The sequence below is a fragment of the Thalassospira sp. Z349TD_5 genome, assembly GCF_056173045.1.
Map to the genome: position 1 here is coordinate 4438456 of NZ_CM149654.1, position 18104 is coordinate 4456559.

General features: G+C 54.3%; 20 protein-coding genes. 8 read left to right on the forward strand and 12 right to left on the reverse strand.

The features are described 5' to 3' along the window. Position 1: 1 nt before the first annotated feature. Positions 2 to 598: a dCTP deaminase gene (gene dcd / locus AC0VXT_RS20430; RefSeq protein ID WP_475546874.1), complete on the forward strand. Its 597-nt coding sequence runs from the start codon at positions 2 to 4 to the stop codon at positions 596 to 598. A gap of 60 nt (positions 599 to 658) precedes the next feature. On the opposite strand, the gene AC0VXT_RS20435 is transcribed toward dcd, so the two are convergent. From AC0VXT_RS20435 to ade, 10 genes are all read right to left on the reverse strand, one after another. After that, the gene (locus tag AC0VXT_RS20435; protein WP_475546875.1) at positions 659 to 1030 is read right to left on the reverse strand and encodes a histidine triad nucleotide-binding protein; all 372 of its coding nucleotides are present in this window, start codon (positions 1028 to 1030) and stop codon (positions 659 to 661) included. A 222-nt stretch (positions 1031 to 1252) separates the two neighbouring features. Beyond that, positions 1253 to 1585 carry a phosphoribosyl-ATP diphosphatase gene (locus tag AC0VXT_RS20440; protein ID WP_475546876.1) on the reverse strand — a complete coding sequence of 111 codons (333 nt, stop codon included), beginning with the start codon at positions 1583 to 1585 and terminating at the stop codon, positions 1253 to 1255. Between the two features lie 9 nt (positions 1586 to 1594). Next, positions 1595 to 2356 carry an imidazole glycerol phosphate synthase subunit HisF gene (hisF, locus tag AC0VXT_RS20445; RefSeq protein ID WP_167445582.1) on the reverse strand — a complete coding sequence of 254 codons (762 nt, stop codon included), beginning with the start codon at positions 2354 to 2356 and terminating at the stop codon, positions 1595 to 1597. Positions 2357 to 2378: 22 nt separating this feature from the next. Continuing rightward, positions 2379 to 3107, reverse strand: coding sequence for a 1-(5-phosphoribosyl)-5-[(5-phosphoribosylamino)methylideneamino]imidazole-4-carboxamide isomerase (hisA, locus tag AC0VXT_RS20450; protein ID WP_475546877.1), 729 nt, complete (start codon positions 3105 to 3107; stop codon positions 2379 to 2381). After that, positions 3104 to 3658, reverse strand: coding sequence for a GNAT family N-acetyltransferase (locus AC0VXT_RS20455; protein WP_430471600.1), 555 nt, complete (start codon positions 3656 to 3658; stop codon positions 3104 to 3106). Before AC0VXT_RS20455 ends, hisA begins: the two co-directional genes overlap by 4 nt. Next, on the reverse strand, positions 3655 to 4305 hold the full coding sequence (hisH, locus tag AC0VXT_RS20460) for an imidazole glycerol phosphate synthase subunit HisH (RefSeq protein WP_475546878.1): 651 nt from the start codon (positions 4303 to 4305) through the stop codon (positions 3655 to 3657). The genes AC0VXT_RS20455 and hisH overlap by 4 nt, the downstream gene beginning before the upstream one ends. Continuing rightward, positions 4302 to 4769 carry a DUF2628 domain-containing protein gene (locus AC0VXT_RS20465; RefSeq protein WP_475546879.1) on the reverse strand — a complete coding sequence of 156 codons (468 nt, stop codon included), beginning with the start codon at positions 4767 to 4769 and terminating at the stop codon, positions 4302 to 4304. The genes hisH and AC0VXT_RS20465 overlap by 4 nt, the downstream gene beginning before the upstream one ends. 81 nt (positions 4770 to 4850) lie before the next feature. Continuing rightward, positions 4851 to 5450 (reverse strand): imidazoleglycerol-phosphate dehydratase HisB, encoded by a 600-nt coding sequence (hisB, locus tag AC0VXT_RS20470; RefSeq protein ID WP_475546880.1) that lies wholly within the window; start codon positions 5448 to 5450, stop codon positions 4851 to 4853. 109 nt (positions 5451 to 5559) lie between these two features. Then, a complete protein-coding gene (locus AC0VXT_RS20475) occupies positions 5560 to 6675 on the reverse strand; it encodes a Fic family protein (RefSeq protein ID WP_475546881.1) in 1116 nt (371 codons plus the stop codon). A gap of 105 nt (positions 6676 to 6780) precedes the next feature. Then, on the reverse strand, positions 6781 to 8511 hold the full coding sequence (gene ade, locus AC0VXT_RS20480) for an adenine deaminase (protein ID WP_475546882.1): 1731 nt from the start codon (positions 8509 to 8511) through the stop codon (positions 6781 to 6783). Between the two features lie 207 nt (positions 8512 to 8718). On the opposite strand from ade, the gene hslV reads away from it, so the two are divergent. Next, complete coding sequence (hslV, locus tag AC0VXT_RS20485) at positions 8719 to 9273, forward strand: ATP-dependent protease subunit HslV (RefSeq protein ID WP_022733707.1); 555 nt, start codon at positions 8719 to 8721, stop codon at positions 9271 to 9273. Positions 9274 to 9334: 61 nt separating this feature from the next. Beyond that, on the forward strand, positions 9335 to 10645 hold the full coding sequence (hslU, locus tag AC0VXT_RS20490; protein ID WP_475546883.1) for an ATP-dependent protease ATPase subunit HslU: 1311 nt from the start codon (positions 9335 to 9337) through the stop codon (positions 10643 to 10645). A gap of 71 nt (positions 10646 to 10716) precedes the next feature. Here hslU and AC0VXT_RS20495 read toward each other — a convergent pair whose 3' ends face one another. Both AC0VXT_RS20495 and AC0VXT_RS20500 read right to left on the reverse strand, forming a co-directional pair. Beyond that, positions 10717 to 12126, reverse strand: coding sequence for an ATP-binding protein (locus AC0VXT_RS20495; RefSeq protein WP_022733709.1), 1410 nt, complete (start codon positions 12124 to 12126; stop codon positions 10717 to 10719). Between the two features lie 216 nt (positions 12127 to 12342). Continuing rightward, positions 12343 to 12924 (reverse strand): malonic semialdehyde reductase, encoded by a 582-nt coding sequence (locus AC0VXT_RS20500; RefSeq protein ID WP_475546884.1) that lies wholly within the window; start codon positions 12922 to 12924, stop codon positions 12343 to 12345. 304 nt (positions 12925 to 13228) lie between these two features. Here AC0VXT_RS20500 and AC0VXT_RS20505 point away from each other — a divergent pair, with 304 nt between their 5' ends. From AC0VXT_RS20505 to cysK, 5 genes are all read left to right on the forward strand, one after another. Then, positions 13229 to 14383, forward strand: a complete 1155-nt coding sequence (locus AC0VXT_RS20505) for a polysaccharide deacetylase family protein (RefSeq protein WP_475546885.1) — start codon at positions 13229 to 13231, stop codon at positions 14381 to 14383. Between the two features lie 147 nt (positions 14384 to 14530). Then, a complete protein-coding gene (gene coaBC / locus AC0VXT_RS20510) occupies positions 14531 to 15757 on the forward strand; it encodes a bifunctional phosphopantothenoylcysteine decarboxylase/phosphopantothenate--cysteine ligase CoaBC (RefSeq protein WP_475546886.1) in 1227 nt (408 codons plus the stop codon). Between the two features lie 79 nt (positions 15758 to 15836). Beyond that, positions 15837 to 16304 (forward strand): dUTP diphosphatase, encoded by a 468-nt coding sequence (gene dut, locus AC0VXT_RS20515; protein WP_101301339.1) that lies wholly within the window; start codon positions 15837 to 15839, stop codon positions 16302 to 16304. A gap of 105 nt (positions 16305 to 16409) precedes the next feature. Further along, entirely contained in the window at positions 16410 to 16865 is a 456-nt protein-coding gene (locus AC0VXT_RS20520; RefSeq protein WP_022733714.1) for an RrF2 family transcriptional regulator, read from the forward strand. Positions 16866 to 17067: 202 nt separating this feature from the next. Next, a complete protein-coding gene (gene cysK, locus AC0VXT_RS20525) occupies positions 17068 to 18018 on the forward strand; it encodes a cysteine synthase A (RefSeq protein WP_475546887.1) in 951 nt (316 codons plus the stop codon). The last annotated feature ends 86 nt before the right edge of the window (positions 18019 to 18104 follow it).

Here is an 18104-nt window from a genome sequence, read left to right on the forward strand (position 1 = left end):
TATGAGTAGCGAACTCGATCAGCGTTTGATTGTAAGTCCTCTTTTAAATATTGACGAACAAGTAAAAGATAGTCAGGCGTCAGTTGATTTAAGGCTTGGATTTGAGTTTGCTTTGGTTACGCCTTCGGCATTTAGAAGTATTGATGAACTCGACGAAAATGCGAACCCAAGTTTTGAACATTTATATCGTCGAGAATATGTTCCGTTTGGAAGTAGTATAGTCATACATCCACATCAATTTATACTTGCAACCAGTTTAGAATATATTCGGTTGCCAAGTGACTTAATAGCTTATGTAGTCGGTAGGTCCACTTGGGGACGACTTGGGCTAATTGTTGCTACAGCCGTTGGCATTCACCCATATTTCGCTGGGAGTTTAACTCTCGAGCTCCGTAATTTGGGGGAAACTCCATTAACTTTGTATCCTGGACAAACGATTGCACAGCTGTTCTTCCACGAAATTGAGCAGACTGGGGATGCGGCAACTTCAGGCCAGTATGGTGGAACCGTTGATATGATACCTCAACGCATCTCCTCTGCTCAAACTGCAGATAAACTAAGAAAACTGCGAGAAAAGTTCCAAACCCTGTCAACGTAATAGCTGGATAGGCTGAAGTATTAAACATGATCAGGGTGGGAAGTTAGCCTGTGGATAAAGTTATGCCGTTGGCAGCATCCGCGGGAGCTTCTCACCGCCCAGGATATGAACATGAAGGTGCGGGACGTCTTGGCGGCCGTGGTCGCGGGTGTTGGCGATCAGGCGGTAGCCGTCTTCAATCACGCCAGCAGCCTTGGAGATTTTACCAATGGCGCGGGTATAGGCGATGATTTCGGCGTCTGAGGCATTGAGCGCAAAGTCGTCATAGGATGTGTAGGCGCCTTTGGGGATCACCAGAACATGGGTCGGGGCCTGTGGGGCGATGTCGTTAAAGGCCAGCACATGGTCGTCTTCAAAGACCTTGCTGCACGGGATGTCGCCGCGCAGGATTTTGGCGAAGATGTTTTCCGGGTCATAGGGTTTGACGGCCATTGTGGGGCTCCTGATCGCTAAATGTCGATAGATGTGATGTATGGCCGCCATATTGGACAGGCTTGGCAGCAGACGCAATTTGGATTTTGGAAAATAGTGTGACTGGTTTTGCGCTTTGGGCATGTTGGCCCGGCGTTGCGCCTGTTTGTGGGGGCGTATGCGGACAGGGCTGGATGCCCGCCTTCGCGGGTATGATGGGTTCGGATAGTGGCTTGATACCGGTTAGTCGTCGGTGCGCGATGCCTTTTCGGCAATACCGGAAATGCCTTGGCGTTCGGCCAGAATGTTCCAGACGTCCTGCGGTTTGACACCCTGATCGGCCCACAGCACCATTAAATGATACAGCAGATCGGCACTTTCGGACGCGACCTTATCGGGGGTTTCGGCGAGGGCGGCAATGACGGTTTCAACACCTTCCTCGCCGACTTTCTGGGCGATTTTGGCCGTACCCTTTGAGAACAGCTTGGCGGTGTAGCTGGTTGATGGGGCGGCCCCTTTGCGCGCGGCCACGGTTGCATAAAGCGCATCAAGGATATGTTTGGATTGATCGGTCATGACGGGCCCTTATTCCTCGCGCACGGGGATGCCCGCGGCCTTCATGTGGTCTTTGACTTCACGGATGCGATAGGTGCCAAAATGGAAGATCGATGCGGCCAAAACCGCCGATGCGTGCGCGTCACGCACCCCTTCGACCATATGATCAAGGGTCCCGACCCCGCCCGATGCAATCACCGGCACATGGACACTATCGGCAATGGTTTTGGTCAGCGGGATGTTAAAGCCCGATTGCGTGCCATCGCGGTCCATCGAGGTGACAAGAAGCTCACCCGCACCATATTCGACCATTTGTTTTGCAAACGAAACGGCATCAATCCCGGTCGGTTCGCGCCCGCCATGGGTAAAGATTTCAAATTTGTCGGGGCCGGTTGATTTGGCATCGATGGAAACAACAATGCATTGCGATCCGAACTTGCGCGCGGCTTCGCGGACGAAATCGGGGTTTTTGACCGCGGCGGTATTGATCGAAACCTTGTCCGCACCGGCCAGCAGCAATTTGCGAATATCTTCAAGGGTGCGTACGCCGCCGCCGACGGTGACCGGCATAAAGCAGGCTTCTGCGGTGCGCGCGACCACGTCAAAAATGGTGTCGCGGTTGTCACTGGATGCCGTGATATCAAGGAAACACAGCTCGTCCGCGCCTTCGGCGTCGTAAATACGCGCCTGTTCGACCGGATCACCGGCATCAATCAGATCAACGAAATTGACCCCTTTGACGACGCGGCCGTCCTTGACGTCAAGACAGGGAATGACACGGGTTTTCAGCATGGTCGGTTTCCTGTTTTAAGCGTTAGGCCAATGCCGCGATGGCAGCGGTAAGGTCAATGCGGCCATCATAAAGTGCCCGCCCGGAAATCGCGCCATCAATACCCGCATCTGTATGGGCCTTGACTGCAATCAGATCCTCAAGCGATGACACACCGCCCGAGACAATTACGGGTGTCGAGATTTCAGACGCCAGTGCAACGGTGGACTCAATATTTGGCCCGCCCATCGCGCCATCCCGGTCAATGTCGGTAAAGATGATCGCGGCAACACCGCAATCTTCAAATTTCTTGGCCAATTCAAGGGCGGTGACTTCGGATGTTTCCGCCCAGCCTTCAACCGCGACATAGCCATCACGGGCATCAATGCCCACCGCCACCCGACCCGGCCATTTGGCGCAGGCCTGTTTGACAAAGTCCGGATTGCGCAGCGCGACCGTGCCCAGAATGACGCGGGTAATGCCTTTGTTCAGCCAATAATCCACGGTTTCCATGGTGCGGATACCGCCACCAAGCTGGGTTTGGGCTTTGCCATCGACCGCAGCCAGGATGGAATCAACCGCAGCGCCATTGACCGGTTCGCCAGCAAAGGCACCGTTTAGATCAACAATATGGACCCAGTGACACCCGGCGGCGACAAATTCACCGGCCTGTGCACCGGGGTTATCGTTAAACACGGTTGCCTTGTCCATGTCGCCGCGCAAAAGGCGAACGCAGGCACCGTCTTTGAGGTCAATTGCGGGATAAAGATTCACTGCTCGGTGTCCTGTATTTTCTTGGTGTAGTAATAGCCTTCGACCATCTTGCCATCGATCATCGCGTAATAGGGATTGATCCCCCAACGGACGTATCCCAGCCCATTATAAAGCGCGATGGCGGCAGTCTGGGTTTCGCGAAGGTCGAGTTTCAAAACGCTGTAGCCTGCTTCGCGGGCGAAATATTCGATACCGCGCACAATCGCCTTGCCATTGCCGCGCCCGCGTGCCCATGGGGCAACGAAATGGCCGGAAATCTGGGCAGAATGGCGCTGTGCTTCGAGGTTGGCCGGGGTTTCGATCAGTTGTGCCGCGCCGGAAATCACGCCATCAACGCGCGAAACAAACAAGTTGCGCCCGGGCATCAGCAAAACGCCACGCCAGTATTTTTCCATATCCGGGCGATCTGGCGGGGTCAGCCAGCCAAACCCGCCGCCTTCGACAATGGCCTGCGTGCAGGCATCAACGATGTCGGACAAATCCCCCGCCGAAAGCTGGGTGACATGTTCGGCCATGACGCCATCCTGAATGGTATCACTTGGTGCGATCATGGTTTCCACCCCAGGAAATTCCCAATGATGGTAAGGCCGGTTTGCTGGCTTTTTTCCGGGTGGAACTGGGTGCCGACCATATTGTCACGTCCAATCATTGCGGTTAAATCGCCGCCATAGGACACCGATGCCAGCCGTTCGGCCGGGTTGGCGACATGCATGTGATAGCTGTGCACGAAATAGGCATGATCGCCGTCTGAAATTCCGTTCATCACCGGGTGTGCCTTCCCGGCGGGATCAAGCACCAGCTCGTTCCAGCCCATGTGCGGGATTTTAAGGGTCGGGTCGTTTGGGGTGATCGCAACCACTTCGCCCTTGATCCAGTCAAGGCCGTCGGTCGTGACAAATTCGCGCCCGACAGACGACATCAACTGCATGCCAACACAGATGCCAAAGAACGGCTTGCCGCCCTTGATCACCTGTTCGCTCAGCACATCGACCATGCCGGTCACCGCATCAAGCCCGGCCCGGCAATCGGCATAGGCGCCAACACCCGGAAGCACGATATGGCTGGCGCTGCGGACTTTTTCGGGGTCATTGGTGACAATGATATCGTCGGAAAATCCGGTTTCACGGGCGGCGCGCTCAAATGCCTTGGCAGCCGAACGCAAGTTGCCTGAACCGTAATCAATAATCGCAACACTCATGGGTAGGATGGGCTCCCGGTTGAGGGGGTGGAGACAACAGTTTGCGGCGGTGATGCCAATTGCGTGATGCCAAGGTGGGCTGTTCTGATCCGTTGGCTGCCAAGATTGGCAAAGCAGCGATATTCGGCATCAGAGTAGGTTTTACCAGCCACGATATCGACCATTTTCCAGCCCTTGGCGGCAAGCTTGCGGCGCCTGAGGTCATTGCCAATCAGGCCAAAGCCGATCCCGGTCAGAAGGGCCAACGCAAAGTCCATTTCCGGCCCGCCGTTAAACAGCCGGACCAAGAGGCCGGACGCCAACGACACCGCGACAATTGCGAAAAAGCCAAGCCACAGGCGATGATACAACGCCCAAAGCCCCGACAGCAGAAAGGCCCAGAAATTGAACCCTTCGCGGATCAGGATGGCGTTTTCCATCGGGTCGGCATCGCCGGGATGGATATGGACTGTGTAAACCTGCATCGAAAACCGATTTTCTGGTCCCGGTGGCACCAATGTCCCACCGGTATACTCCCGATCTTTATGTGATCAGATCACGTCAGATCAAAGTGATCCACCAAGTGTGCCCTTGGTCAACGGAATGGCATCGGATTTGCGCGGATCAATTTCAATTGCCACACGCAGCGACCGTGCCAGCGCCTTAAAGGCACTTTCGACGATATGGTGATTGTTCTCGCCATACAGGTTCTCGACATGCAGCGTAATGCCGCCGGCCTGGGCGAAGCCCTGGAACCATTCGCGAAACAGCTCGGTATCCATGTCGCCGATTTTGTCGCGGTTAAAATCGACATTCCAGATCAGATACGGGCGGCTTGAAATATCAAGCGCGACACGGGTCAGCGCCTCATCCATCGGCAACAGGCAACTGCCATACCGGTTGATGCCCTTTTTATCGCCAAGTGCCTTGGCAAAGGCTTCGCCAATGGCAATCCCGGCATCTTCGGTGGTGTGATGGAAATCAATATGCAGGTCGCCCTTGGCCCGGACCTTCAGGTCCATCAGGCTGTGGCGTGAAAGCTGTTCGAGCATGTGATCAAGGAAGCCAACGCCGGTTTCGACGTCATAAACGCCGGTACCGTCAAGGTTCAGCTCAACCGTGATCTGGGTTTCGTTTGTATTACGCTCAACGCGGGCCTTGCGCATGCAAAGCTCCTTTCCTGCAGATAGGGATGCATATGTTGGGACGTATTTAGCAACAAAGTCGCGCAAAAGCCAGTTTAACCGGCCAGGTTATGGCCGTAAAATGCCCCGGCTACTCTTTAACCGGGATATCAGCGAGCCGATAACTGGTGCTGCGGCCGCCAGAGGCATTTTTTTGTAATATGTTCGCATCGACCAACGCCTGAAGATCGCGCAGTGCTGTGTCATTCGAACATTTGGCAATTTTGGCGTATTTTGACGTGTTCATATATCCCTTGAACCCGTCAAGCATGCGGTTGAGGATCACGGTTTGCCGCGCATTGATCCCCGCTTTGTTTGCGGTATCCCAGATGCGTGCTTTTTGTAAAACGGTTTCCAGTGTGTCGTCGGCATTTTCAATGGCGCGCCCAAGGCAGGCAATGAACCAGCCAACCCATTCGGTAATGTCGGGCGTTGCGCGTTGTTGACGTTCAAGTTGGGTGTAATAGTCACGTCGTTCAGTCTCGATCCGGGTCAACATGCTGTAAAAACGGGTTGCACTGTTATCGGCACGGGCAAGGGCCATATCGGCAATTGCACGTGCAATACGTCCATTGCCGTCGTCAAACGGATGGATGGTGACAAACCAGAAATGCGCGATTGCTGCTTTAATGATCGGGTCGATTGGCGATGAATCCTCAAACCAATCGATAAAAACCGACATTTCATCGGCGAGCATCGATGCCGCCGGGGCTTCGAAATGAACGGTTTCGTGGCCAAAGGGACCGGAGACAACCTGCATCGGGCCATTTTGATCCGTGCGCCAAGTGCCGGTTGCGATTTTGTGCATGCCGCTGCGTCCGGTGGGAAACAGGGCCGCGTGCCAGTCAAACAACCGGTTTGCTGTAAGCTTTTCGTGGTAATTCTGGGTGGCATCAAGCATCATTTCAACGACGCCGTCAACATTGCGATTGGTGGAGACCATACCGGCCATGTCCATGCCCAAACGGCGCGCGACAGATGATCGAACCTCGCCGCGGTTAAGGCGTTCGCCCTCGATTTCCGATGATTTGATAATGTCGTTCGTTAGGGTATCAAGGCTTGCTTCCTGTTGCAGATTAAAGCCAAGTGCTGCCATTTTGCCGAGCAGTTTTCCCTGCTGAAAGCGGCAATCAGCAAGTGCAATGATAAGGGCATTATCGTTCCAGGTGAGTTTGGGCCATTGGCTGTTTTGATAAATCCAGGGCATAATCACCGCTCCATTTGCGGTGATTATGCCGGGTATTTGCGGTGAATAGCAAGTTTATTTATCGCATAATTTGCGGTGATTAGGATTGTCTTCACCGCAAAACCCTCAAACAAAATCGAACTTATCGACATCAAACAGGCCGCGATCGGTCATTTTCAGGTGCGGGATGACCGGAAGGGCGAGGAATGCGACCTGAAGGAACGGTTCGGGCAAAACACAGCCTAAATCCTTGGCCGCGGCGCGCAGCGTAATCAGGTCTTTTTCGACCGCTTCGAACGGCTCAAGGCTCATCAGGCCGGCGACGGGTAACGGCAGTTCCGCCGTGACTTTTCCGTTATCAGCAACGGCAAAACCGCCGCCCATTTCAATCAGGCGATTGACCGCAGCCGCCATGTCAGCATCATTTGCACCAACCACGGTAATATTATGGCTGTCATGTCCGACGGAGGAAGCAATCGCGCCGCGTTTGAGCCCAAAGCCGCGCACGAAACTTCTGCCGATATTGCCATTGATGCCGTGGCGTTCGACGACGGCCACTTTGATCACATCGTTGGCAAGGTCTGGTTTGAGGCCGTTTTCGCCAATTTCAAGGGTGGCTTCGTCGCGGAAGGTCAGGATCAAGCCCGGTTTGACCTTAATCACCGGGGTCTGGTTTTGGCCCGGTTTGGGATCGCAGGCAAAGGCCGCTGCATCAACCGGGGTGGCCTTCATCGATGACAGCCCGACCGGATCGATGGTTTTGCGTTTGGCAAACAGATCATTGGTGACAAGACGGCCCGCGGCGATGACAGCGCTAACATCGCAGGTATCAAGATCATCGAGAATGGCGATATCGGCCCGCCAGCCCGGCCCGATCAAACCGCGATCACGCAGGCCGAAAATGCGGGCGGCCGAGTGGGACGCGGCGCGATAGGCATGATGGATCGGGCAATTGCGGGCTTTCAGATGCCCAATCAGGCGACGTACCAGACTATCAAGATGGCCTTCTTCACCGATATCAAGCGGATTGCGGTCATCGGTACACAGGGCCACGAAGCTGGAGCTGTTTTCGTCTAAGATTTCAGCCAGTGCTTCGAGGTCCTTGGAGACCGATCCTTCGCGGATCAGGATCGCCATGCCCTTGGCGAGTTTTTCACGGGCTTCGTCAGCTGAGGTGGCTTCATGGTCGGTGCGAATGCCAGCGGCCATATAGCCGTTCAAATCAAGCCCGCGTACCAGTGGCGCATGGCCATCAATATGCCCGTCCTGAAACGCTTCGAGCTTGGCCATGATGCCCGGATCAAGGTTCAGCACGCCGGGATAATTCATCATTTCAGCCAGCCCGACGACCTTTTCATGATCGCGGAACGGCAGGAGGTCTTCGATTTCAAGCCGTGCGCCCGCCGTTTCAAAGGCGGTGGCCGGAACGCAGGATGACAGGTTGACCCGAATGTCCATCACCGACTGTTCAGCACATTCAAGGAAGTACTGAATGCCGTCCGCCCCCAGAACATTGGCAATTTCATGGGGATCACACAGAACTGTTGTCACACCGTGGGGCAAGACACAGCGATCAAATTCAAGCGGGGTGACCAATGAGCTTTCGATATGCAGATGGGTATCGATAAAGCCCGGAACGGCGAATTTTCCGGTGCAGTCGATCTCGGTCTCGCCAGCATAACTGCCATGGGTACCGACGATGCGGTCGCCAACGATTGCGATGTCGGTCACAGTGACGTTACCGGTGATGACATCGAGCAACCCGATATTGCGCAGGACCAGATCCGCCTTGATTTTACCCTGCCCCGCAAGGATGCATTTGCCAAGATGGGATTGGGTCAGATCGGTGCTGCTCATGGGTTTGGGTCCTAGCGTTCTTTGAAATTCTTTTGTGGCTCAAGCCTAAAGCAAGTTAGCGCACTGTGCCTTGAATTTTTTATGGGTCTTGGCGTTGAAACAGTATTTGCCATTCGACAAAACCCCATGATCGGCCTTGGCCCTTGACCGGGCGGTTGTGCGTGCTAACTCTTGGTCGAAGCATTGGATGATATTCAAGGATAATTCATGAGCGAACAACAAAGCTGGCACGGCACGACGATCCTGTCTGTGCGCAAGGGGAATGAAGTCGTGGTGGCCGGTGATGGTCAGGTGTCGCTGGGCCAGACCGTGATCAAGGGCAATGCCCGCAAGGTCCGCCGGATTGGTCAGAAAGGTGACATCATTGTCGGTTTCGCCGGGGCGACGGCAGATGCCTTTACCCTGCTTGAGCGTCTTGAAGCCAAACTGGACCGTCATCCGGGCCAAACCATGCGTGCCTGTGTTGAACTGGCCAAGGATTGGCGCACAGATCGCTATTTGCGCAAGCTTGAAGCCATGATGGCGGTTGCTGATCGCGACATTTCGCTGGTTTTGACTGGTCAGGGTGATGTTTTGGAACCTGAAGACGGCATTATCGCCATCGGATCGGGCGGAAACTACGCCTTGTCTGCTGCCCGTGCCCTGATGGATCAGGACATGACAGCCGAGGAAATCGCCCGCAAGGCCATGAAGATTGCCGGTGAGATTTGCGTCTATACCAATGGCAGCGTCACGCTCGAAAAAATCGAGGATGCGAAATAGGCAGGGTGCCGTTTCGGGCCCTGATCACGCATCCGTCGCAATAACAAAACGGAACACCAAAATGACCCAGAATTACAGCCCGCGCGAGACGGTTTCCGAACTGGATCGCCACATTATCGGTCAGAAAGAAGCCAAACGCGCGGTTGCCATTGCGATGCGCAATCGCTGGCGTCGTCAGCAGCTTGACGACACTATGCGCAATGAAGTTCTGCCCAAAAACATCCTGATGATCGGCCCGACCGGGGTGGGTAAAACCGAAATTGCGCGCCGTCTGGCAAAGCTTGCCGATGCGCCGTTCATCAAGATCGAAGCCACCAAATTCACCGAAGTGGGCTATGTCGGACGTGATGTTGAACAGATCGTGCGTGATCTGGTTGAAGTGTCGCTTGATCTGACCCGTGAGGCCATGCGCAAAAAGGTCCGGGCCAAGGCAGAAATGCAGGCCGAGGAACGTATTCTTGATGGACTGGTAGGGGAAAACGCGTCCGCCGATACCCGCCAGAAATTCCGCAAGATGCTGCGTGAAGGCGAGTTGCAGGACAAGGAAATCGAAATCAACGTTCAGGAAAGCAGTTCGTCCTCGATGCCGACCATCGATATTCCGGGCATGCCCGGTGCCCAGATGGGTATGATGAACTTGAATGACATGTTCGGTAAGGCCTTTGGCGGCAATACCAAGCCCAAACGCATGACCGTCACAGAAGCCTTTGAGCGCCTGATTGATGAAGAAGGCGACAAGCTGCTTGATAATGACAAGGTTACTGCCGAGGCGATTGATAATGTCGAGCAGAACGGCATCGTGTTCTTAGACGAGATCGATAAAATCACCGCGCGGTCGGAACGCGGTGGTGATGTCTCGCGCGAAGGCGTGCAGCGTGATTTACTGCCACTGATCGAAGGCACCAACGTTTCAACCAAACACGGGACGGTCAAAACCGACCATATCCTGTTTATCTGTTCGGGCGCATTCCATCTGGCCAAACCATCGGACCTTCTGCCGGAATTGCAGGGCCGTTTGCCGATCCGGGTGGAGCTCAAGGCGCTTACCGAAGGCGATTTCCGCCAAATCCTGATGGAGCCGGAAGCCTCCCTGATCAAGCAGTATATTGCCCTGATGAAGACCGAAGACGTCACACTGGACTTTAGCGATGATGCGATTGATGAAATTGCCCGCATTTCGGCCAGTGTGAATGAGGCGGTCGAAAATATCGGCGCACGCCGCCTGCATACGGTGCTTGAAAAGCTTCTGGATGACATCAGCTTTACCGCGACCGACCGGGCGGGCGAGACGTTCAAAGTCGATGGCGCCTATGTCCGTGAGCAGGTCGAAGAACTGTCGAAGGATACTGATCTTTCGAAGTTTATTTTGTAACCGAAACGATATCTTCGACGCAGATTGCCAAAAGGCCAGCATTTCGGTGCTGGCCTTTTTGTCTGAACGGGTCAGGCGCTGTGCAATTTGCGGATATTGTTGTCGGCCTTGGCGGGCAGATAGACGGTAAAGACCGACCCAACGCCCTGTTCGCTGTCGATGATCATGGTGCCGCGGTGGCGTTGTACCAGATGTTTAACAATGGCCAGTCCAAGGCCCGTTCCGCCAACCGCGCGTGAGCGGGCGGTATCAACCCGGTAGAACCGTTCGGTCAGGCGCGGCAGGTGTTCGCGTGCGATGCCGTCAGAATGGTCGCGGATGGCGACGGCCATGATACGGTCATGGCGGAACCGGGCCAGCGCACCGGGTGGGGTTTTGGCCAAGGTAATCGAAACTTCGACATCGGTATCGGGATGACCGTATTTGATGGCGTTTTCGACCAGATTGACAAACACCTGTGTCAGTTCCTTTTCGTCGCCGACGATTTCGGTGTTATCAAGCGCATGATCAACGCGGATCTTCATGCCCTTGGCATCGGCCTTCATCGCAAGGGTTTCAGCAACCTTGCCAATGATTTTACCAACGTCGCAATCCTCGGACGGCGGGGTATGTTCGTTCAACTCGATCCGCGCCAGCGACAGCAAATCTTCGATCAGATGCTGCATGCGCAGGCCCTGATCGCGCATTACCGGCAGGAATTGTGCAAGGGCATCCGGATCATCTTTGGCCGGACCTTCAAGCGTTTCGATAAAGCCCAGCAGTACTGAAAGCGGGGTGCGTAATTCATGACCGGCATCGGTGGCGAAATCAGCACGCATCTGTTCAAGTTTGCGAAGCTCGGTCAGATCGGAAAAGCTGAGAACAAAATTTCGGTCGCCGGTTGCTGCGGGCAGGCGTGCGGTCAGCACATCAAAATGACGGTGCGCGTCGCTGGCCAGAATAAACTCGGCATGCTTCATGGTTTCGCGTTCGTTGGCAACATCATCAAACGCATCCAGAAGGATCGGATCACGGATAAACCGCGTCAGATCGCGTCCTGTTTCAAGGTTGTGAAACAATCCCCGTGCGGCCTGATTGAACCCGGTGACAACCCGGTGCCGGTTGACCATCACCACCGGATTGGGCAGGTGATCAAGGATTTCGGCATCGGTGCTGGTCTGGGTTTCCAGATGTGAAATACGTTCGCGAAACGTACTGGCGATCTGGGTATAAAGCGATGAGAGTTCAGACGCCGCGCTAAAGGAAAGATGCTGTGGCGGTGTTCCCCGGAACCGGTCGCGCAGATCGGTGGCATAGCGGGCAACCCGGCGCAAATCGCCAAAATAGATGCGCAGTATCGCAGCAATTCCCAACCAGGAAAGCGTCGCGGCGACGACCGCCGTGCCCCAGCCAAGCAGTTCCATCGCCGCAAGGACGACGAATACAATGCCTGCTGGAAAGGCAACGGCCAAAGCCGTAAGTAACAATTGGCTGAAACCCAATTGACGCTCCTGTTGAGAAGGTATGATGACCTGTTGCTGTACGCAGGTCTAAAAGTGGACCTAAAATGGTTATACGCTGGTAAAGATCAAATAAAAGTTTGATGACAGTTTTCAAGGTCATGAAGCAATTGAAAAAAAACGTCTGCGATCCCGAAAAAGACCGCAGACGCAGGAACGGATGGCAACGATTGCCCGATGTGACGTGTCGCTGTGTCCTTAAAGGATACGAGCACCCTGATCGAAGCTTAGACGCGGGCTGCGTTCATGCAGTTTGGCTGCATCGCCGTAACCGATATTGATCAGGAAATTGCTTTTAACCGGGGTATTGGCAAAAAATTCCGTGTCCAGTTTTGCATTGTCAAACCCTGACATCGGGCCGCAATCAAGCCCAAGGCCACGCAAAGCCAGAATGAAATAGCCTGCCTGTAGCGAACCATTGCGAAACGCCGTTGTTTTAATCGCATCATCCTTTCCGGCAAACCATGACCGGGCATCGGTATGGGGGAACAGATCGGGCAGTTTTTCATAAAATTCCATGTCATGGGCAATGATGGCGGTGACCGGTGCGGCCATGGTTTTATCAACATTACCGGCAGCAAGGCAGGGTTTAAGTCGTGCCTTGGCGTCGGGGGATTTTACAAAACTGACCCGCATCGGTTCGCAATTGGCACTGGTTGGTCCCATCACGGCTAGATCCCACGCCTGTTTGAGAAGGTCGGTATCAACATCGCGGTCCAGCCATTGGGTATGGGTGCGCGCGCCGTGAAACAGAAGATCAAGTGCAGTGGAATCAAGCATGGAACCTCTCAATTTGGATGGGGGTTAGGACTCTTTCATAAAGTTAAGCATACAGGGACAATTCGCAACCGTGCATGCCCTATCCATATGAAATGTGGAAAAACAAGTGGTTCACTGGTATTTTCATATGAAAGATGATCTCGAAAAACGGGACGCTTTCTGTGGCCGGAGGTCACAATGTTGGGGCGAGGTGCCATGAACCAGGTGTCCGCCACGAGGAGTGGTTCGCAGAATACTGGAAATAGAAATGACATTTGACGCCAAAGGGCACGCATTGGCCACCGCGTTGACACGGATGACTTCCATGTCCATGCTGCGCAGTGTGGTGGTTGGTCTTTCATTCGCCGTCGGACTGATATTTGGTGCCGGTCATGTACTGGCGCAATCAGCTGACGATCAGACAACAAATTCTAGCACGGAGTCGGTGCCGACCGAAACTGTGACGACCGATCAGGCGAATGCTGATGTAAATGATGCCGCGGCGACAACGACCAACGACGCAATGACGGCCAAAGTACCGACCGGGGATGCGAAATCGGCCGTGGTTTTCATGTATCATCGCTTTGGCGAAAATGATTACCCGTTGACCAACATCACCACCGAGCAGTTCGACGCCCAGATCAAGGAACTGACCAACGGCAATTACACCGTGCTGGGTGTGCCCGAGATTGTGGCCGCACTTCAAGGCGACGGCGGATTGCCCGACCGGACAATCGGGATCACGATTGATGATGCCTATCGTTCTGTCTATGAGCTGGCATGGCCGGTTTTTCGTAAAAATAACATGCCATTTACCGTGTTTGTTTCAAGCGAGCAGATCGACGCAGGTTATTCCAATTATATGACCTGGGACATGGTGCGCGAAATGGTGCGCGACGGGGCGACGATTGGCGGGCATAGCCAGCATCATTCCCATTTGCCCGACCTTCCGATTGATGAAGTCAAAGCCGAACTTGCCCATTCGGCAGAGCGGTTTAAGGAAGAACTCGGCTTTGTCCCGGAAATCTTTGCTTATCCTTACGGTGAGGCAAATGACGCGGTGATCAAGGCTGTCACGGATGCCGGGTACAAGTCCGCGTTTGGTCAGCAAAGTGGTGCGATGAGCGACGAGTCAGATTTCATGTATCTGCCGCGTTTTGCCCTTAACGAGCATTATGGTGCGATGGAACGCTTTAGCCTGGCGGCAAATTCTTTGCCGTTGCGGGTGAGCGACGTGACACCGGGCGACTATACCCTGACACGAAACCCGCCGGCCTTTGGCTTTACGTTAAAGGAGCCTGCGCCAAACGTGTCATGCTATCCGTCTGATGGGCAGGCAACCATGAGCCGCCTTGGCGATGAGCGGATCGAAATTCGCATGGATGGTCCGGTGGCGTCTGGTCGCTGGCGGATTAATTGCACTGCCCTTGGCGCGCAATCACGGTGGCAGTGGTTCGGGATGCTTTATACCGTCCCATAAACGCCATCATCGCGAACGCATCGTTTTAACGCCGCAGATTCAAACGGATTTGCGGCGTTTTTTATTGCGTTTTTTGGGTGCTTGCACGTGATCATGCGACAATGTAGGTTAACCACACTTCTTAACCGTAAATAGTTGGTAACCACAGTGCCACGTGCTCTCACAGGAAAGAATATCCTTCTGATCATCTCGGGCGGTATTGCTGCCTATAAGGTTCTTGAGGTGATCCGTCGGTTGCGTGACCGCGACATTAACATTCGCGCGGTCCTGACAAAAGGCGGTGCGCAGTTTGTCACCCCGTTGTCGGTCGCAGCGCTTACGGAAAACAAGGTCTATCAGGATTTGTTTTCCCTGACCGACGAGGCGGAAATGGGCCATATCCGATTGTCGCGTGAGGCGGACCTTGTTCTGGTCGCCCCGGCAAGTGCGGATATTCTGGCAAAAATGGCCACCGGACAGGCCGGTGATCTGGCGACCACGGCCCTGCTTGCCACCAATAAGCCGGTGATGATTGCACCGGCGATGAATGTTGAAATGTGGAACCATCCTGCGACACAAGCCAATATTGCAAGCCTTGAAAGCCGGGGTGTTTTGCGTGTCGGGCCGTCTTCTGGTGATCTGGCGTGTGGCGAATTTGGGTCCGGGCGTCTGGCCGAACCAGCCGAAATCATTGCCAGCGTGCTAGATTTCCTTGAGGCGGTTGACGCGCCCAAGCCGCTTTTGGGCAAAAAGGCGATTGTCACCAGTGGCCCGACCCATGAGCCGATTGACCCGGTGCGCTTTATTGCCAACCGGTCATCGGGCAAACAGGGGCATGCGATTGCCGAATCTCTGGCGCAGGCGGGGGCCGATGTGACGCTGGTGTCCGGCCCGGTTTCGCTTCCCGATCCGGCTGGAGTCAGGATGGTGCGGGTTGAAACCGCACGCGAGATGCTGGCGGCGGTGACAAACGCGCTTCCGGCGGATATTGCGGTTTTTGCTGCCGCCGTTGCCGATTGGCGTGCCGCAGATGCGGCGGATCAGAAGATGAAAAAAGACGGATCAGGCGTGATCGCTGATCTGAAGCTTTTGGAAAATCCTGATATTCTGGCAACCATCAGTGCGCCCGGCCCCACCCGCCCGGCCCTTGTGATCGGATTTGCGGCCGAAACGCAAAATGTTGCCGAGCATGCGCGCGCCAAACGGACGCGAAAGGGCTGTGACTGGATTTTGGCCAACGATGTTGCGCCCGATACCGGGACCTTTGGTGGCGATCAGAACGAAATCTGCCTGATTACCGATGATGATGAAAAAGCTGATGAACGCTGGCCACGTCAAAGTAAAACCGGCGTTGCCCGGACGCTGACCGCGCGCATCATTGACCATTTTGCCTGATGCTTACGCACAGGTGATCAACTTACTACCATGCCGCTAGACTCTTTCGGGGCGGCGATACAAAAGACAAGGAAGAACCATGACGCGCTTGACCGTCAATTTGAAACGACTTCCTCACGGTGCGGATTTGCCGCTGCCCGATTATGCAACGGCACAGTCGGCGGCCGTCGATTTGCAGGCGGCGATTGACGGTGTTCAGGTGATTGCGCCGGGCAAACGGGCAATGATTGAAACCGGTATTGCGATTGCGCTTCCTGTCGGATTTGAAGCACAAGTCCGCCCGCGATCAGGCTTGGCGGCGAAAAATGGTGTCACGGTGCTCAACAGCCCGGGTACGATTGATGCCGATTACCGTGGTGAGATTAAAGTCATTTTGATCAATCATGGGGATGCGGCATTTGAAATTGAACGCGGCATGCGCATCGCCCAGCTTGTTGTTGCACCGGTGACACAGGTGGCGTGGCAAGCGGTTGATGATCTGGATGAAACGGCGCGTGGATCGGGCGGATTTGGGTCAACTGGTACCAAGGGTGCGGTATCTGCGTGAACGGTCCGCTGGAACCAGCGGGTAATGCAAGGAATGCTCTGTCGAAATCAGGTCCAGATGGCATCTGGGGGGATGTCGGGGCCACAAGGGGAGTAGCGAGAAAAGATGTTAAAGCTTTCTAAGAAAATGCTGTTTGCGATCGAGGCGGTTGTCGATATTGCCTATAACGCGGCAGGTGAACCGGTTCAAAGCCGCGATATCACCGCGCGTCAGGGCATCCCGAAACGCTATCTTGAACAGACATTGCAACAGCTTGTCCGGGCTGACATTCTGGTGGGTGTACGGGGCCCGCGCGGTGGATATCGATTGGCGCGCGAACGCCGTCGCATCACGCTTTCTGATATTGTGTCGGTGATCCGTGCGATGGAAACATCCGATGACCCGATTGAAGATCCGGCAGGATCGCCGCTTGGCAAGGAAGTCGTCCGGCCATTATGGCGCGAGTTGCAAGATGAAATGATGGTACAACTGGCGAAAATCACGGTCGAGGATTTGTGCAATCGGGCACGGGATGCCGGTTTGCGCAGCGGGATCGAAGAATCCCCCGATTTCATTATTTAGTCTTCTGAACTGACGGGGGTGTATTGTATCTTAAATCAACAAGAAACCGCTGCGGTTCGCTAAAATCTACAGGCAACGGGTACGCCATCAAACGCCATATCCTGTACAAATCGCCAAAGCCCATTTGACACGGGGCAATAGCGGTTTAAATACAAATTGAGGATGTGCATGATGGTAAAATACAAAATAGTGCGAGGAAAACATGACTGAGTTTCGCGGTAAGATTTACGACAGCATTATCGACACCATCGGTGCAACGCCGCTGGTTCGCCTTTCACGTCTGGCAGAAGCAGAAGGCGTAAAAGCGGATCTGATCGGCAAGCTTGAATTCTTCAACCCGCTGGCATCGGTCAAGGATCGTATCGGTCTGGCAATGATCGAAACTGCCGAGAAGTCTGGCAAGATCAAACCGGGTGCAACCCTGGTTGAGCCGACCTCGGGCAATACCGGTATTGCGCTGGCATTTGTTGCTGCGGCCAAGGGCTATAACCTTATTCTGACCATGCCTGAAAGCATGTCGATTGAACGGCGCAAGATGCTGATGCTTCTGGGGGCAAAGATTGATCTGACCCCGGCGGCCAAGGGCATGAAAGGTGCGGTTGCCCGTGCTGAAGAACTGGTGGCCGAGATTGATGGTGCGATCATGTTGCAGCAGTTTGATAATCCGGCCAACCCGGAAGTTCACCGCAACACCACCGCGCAGGAAATTCTCAAAGATACTGACGGCAACGTTGATATCTTTGTCTCGGGTGTGGGTACTGGCGGCACGCTGACCGGTGTTGCCGACGTATTGAAAAAGCATAACCCGAACATTCAGATCGTTGCAGTCGAACCGGAAGACAGCCCGGTTATTTCCGGTGGTGCACCGGGACCGCATAAAATTCAGGGCATTGGCGCCGGGTTCATTCCGGGCAACCTGAATAAAGATCTTATCGATACCGTAATGACCATTGGCAATGAAACCGCCTTTGCCACGGCGCGCAAACTGGCCGCCATCGAAGGCCTGCCAACCGGCATTTCATCAGGTGCGGCAGTTGCGGCAGCGATTGAACTTGGTCAGAAGCCGGAAAATGCTGGCAAACGCATTGTCATCATCATTCCAAGCTTTGCTGAGCGTTATCTGTTGACCCCACTGTTTGACGGTCTGCAATAAGGGGTTTGTCTTAAATGACAGTCGGAAGAAAGGCCCGAAGCATATGCTCCGGGCCTTTCTTTATTGAGGGTGTTGTGCACACCACG

Bases quoted from the DNA above. Each gene is read 5' to 3' on its own strand.
- dcd (WP_475546874.1), top strand. From the start codon at position 2: ATGAGTAGCGAACTCGATCAGCGTTTGATTGTAAGTCCTCTTTTAAAT.
- AC0VXT_RS20435 (WP_475546875.1), bottom strand. From the start codon at position 1,030: ATGGCCGTCAAACCCTATGACCCGGAAAACATCTTCGCCAAAATCCTG.
- AC0VXT_RS20440 (WP_475546876.1), bottom strand. From the start codon at position 1,585: ATGACCGATCAATCCAAACATATCCTTGATGCGCTTTATGCAACCGTG.
- hisF (WP_167445582.1), bottom strand. From the start codon at position 2,356: ATGCTGAAAACCCGTGTCATTCCCTGTCTTGACGTCAAGGACGGCCGC.
- AC0VXT_RS20455 (WP_430471600.1), bottom strand. From the start codon at position 3,658: ATGATCGCACCAAGTGATACCATTCAGGATGGCGTCATGGCCGAACAT.
- hisH (WP_475546878.1), bottom strand. From the start codon at position 4,305: ATGAGTGTTGCGATTATTGATTACGGTTCAGGCAACTTGCGTTCGGCT.
- AC0VXT_RS20465 (WP_475546879.1), bottom strand. From the start codon at position 4,769: ATGCAGGTTTACACAGTCCATATCCATCCCGGCGATGCCGACCCGATG.
- hisB (WP_475546880.1), bottom strand. From the start codon at position 5,450: ATGCGCAAGGCCCGCGTTGAGCGTAATACAAACGAAACCCAGATCACG.
- AC0VXT_RS20475 (WP_475546881.1), bottom strand. From the start codon at position 6,675: ATGCCCTGGATTTATCAAAACAGCCAATGGCCCAAACTCACCTGGAAC.
- ade (WP_475546882.1), bottom strand. From the start codon at position 8,511: ATGAGCAGCACCGATCTGACCCAATCCCATCTTGGCAAATGCATCCTT.
- hslV (WP_022733707.1), top strand. From the start codon at position 8,719: ATGAGCGAACAACAAAGCTGGCACGGCACGACGATCCTGTCTGTGCGC.
- hslU (WP_475546883.1), top strand. From the start codon at position 9,335: ATGACCCAGAATTACAGCCCGCGCGAGACGGTTTCCGAACTGGATCGC.
- AC0VXT_RS20500 (WP_475546884.1), bottom strand. From the start codon at position 12,924: ATGCTTGATTCCACTGCACTTGATCTTCTGTTTCACGGCGCGCGCACC.
- AC0VXT_RS20505 (WP_475546885.1), top strand. From the start codon at position 13,229: ATGTCCATGCTGCGCAGTGTGGTGGTTGGTCTTTCATTCGCCGTCGGA.
- dut (WP_101301339.1), top strand. From the start codon at position 15,837: ATGACGCGCTTGACCGTCAATTTGAAACGACTTCCTCACGGTGCGGAT.
- AC0VXT_RS20520 (WP_022733714.1), top strand. From the start codon at position 16,410: ATGTTAAAGCTTTCTAAGAAAATGCTGTTTGCGATCGAGGCGGTTGTC.
- cysK (WP_475546887.1), top strand. From the start codon at position 17,068: ATGACTGAGTTTCGCGGTAAGATTTACGACAGCATTATCGACACCATC.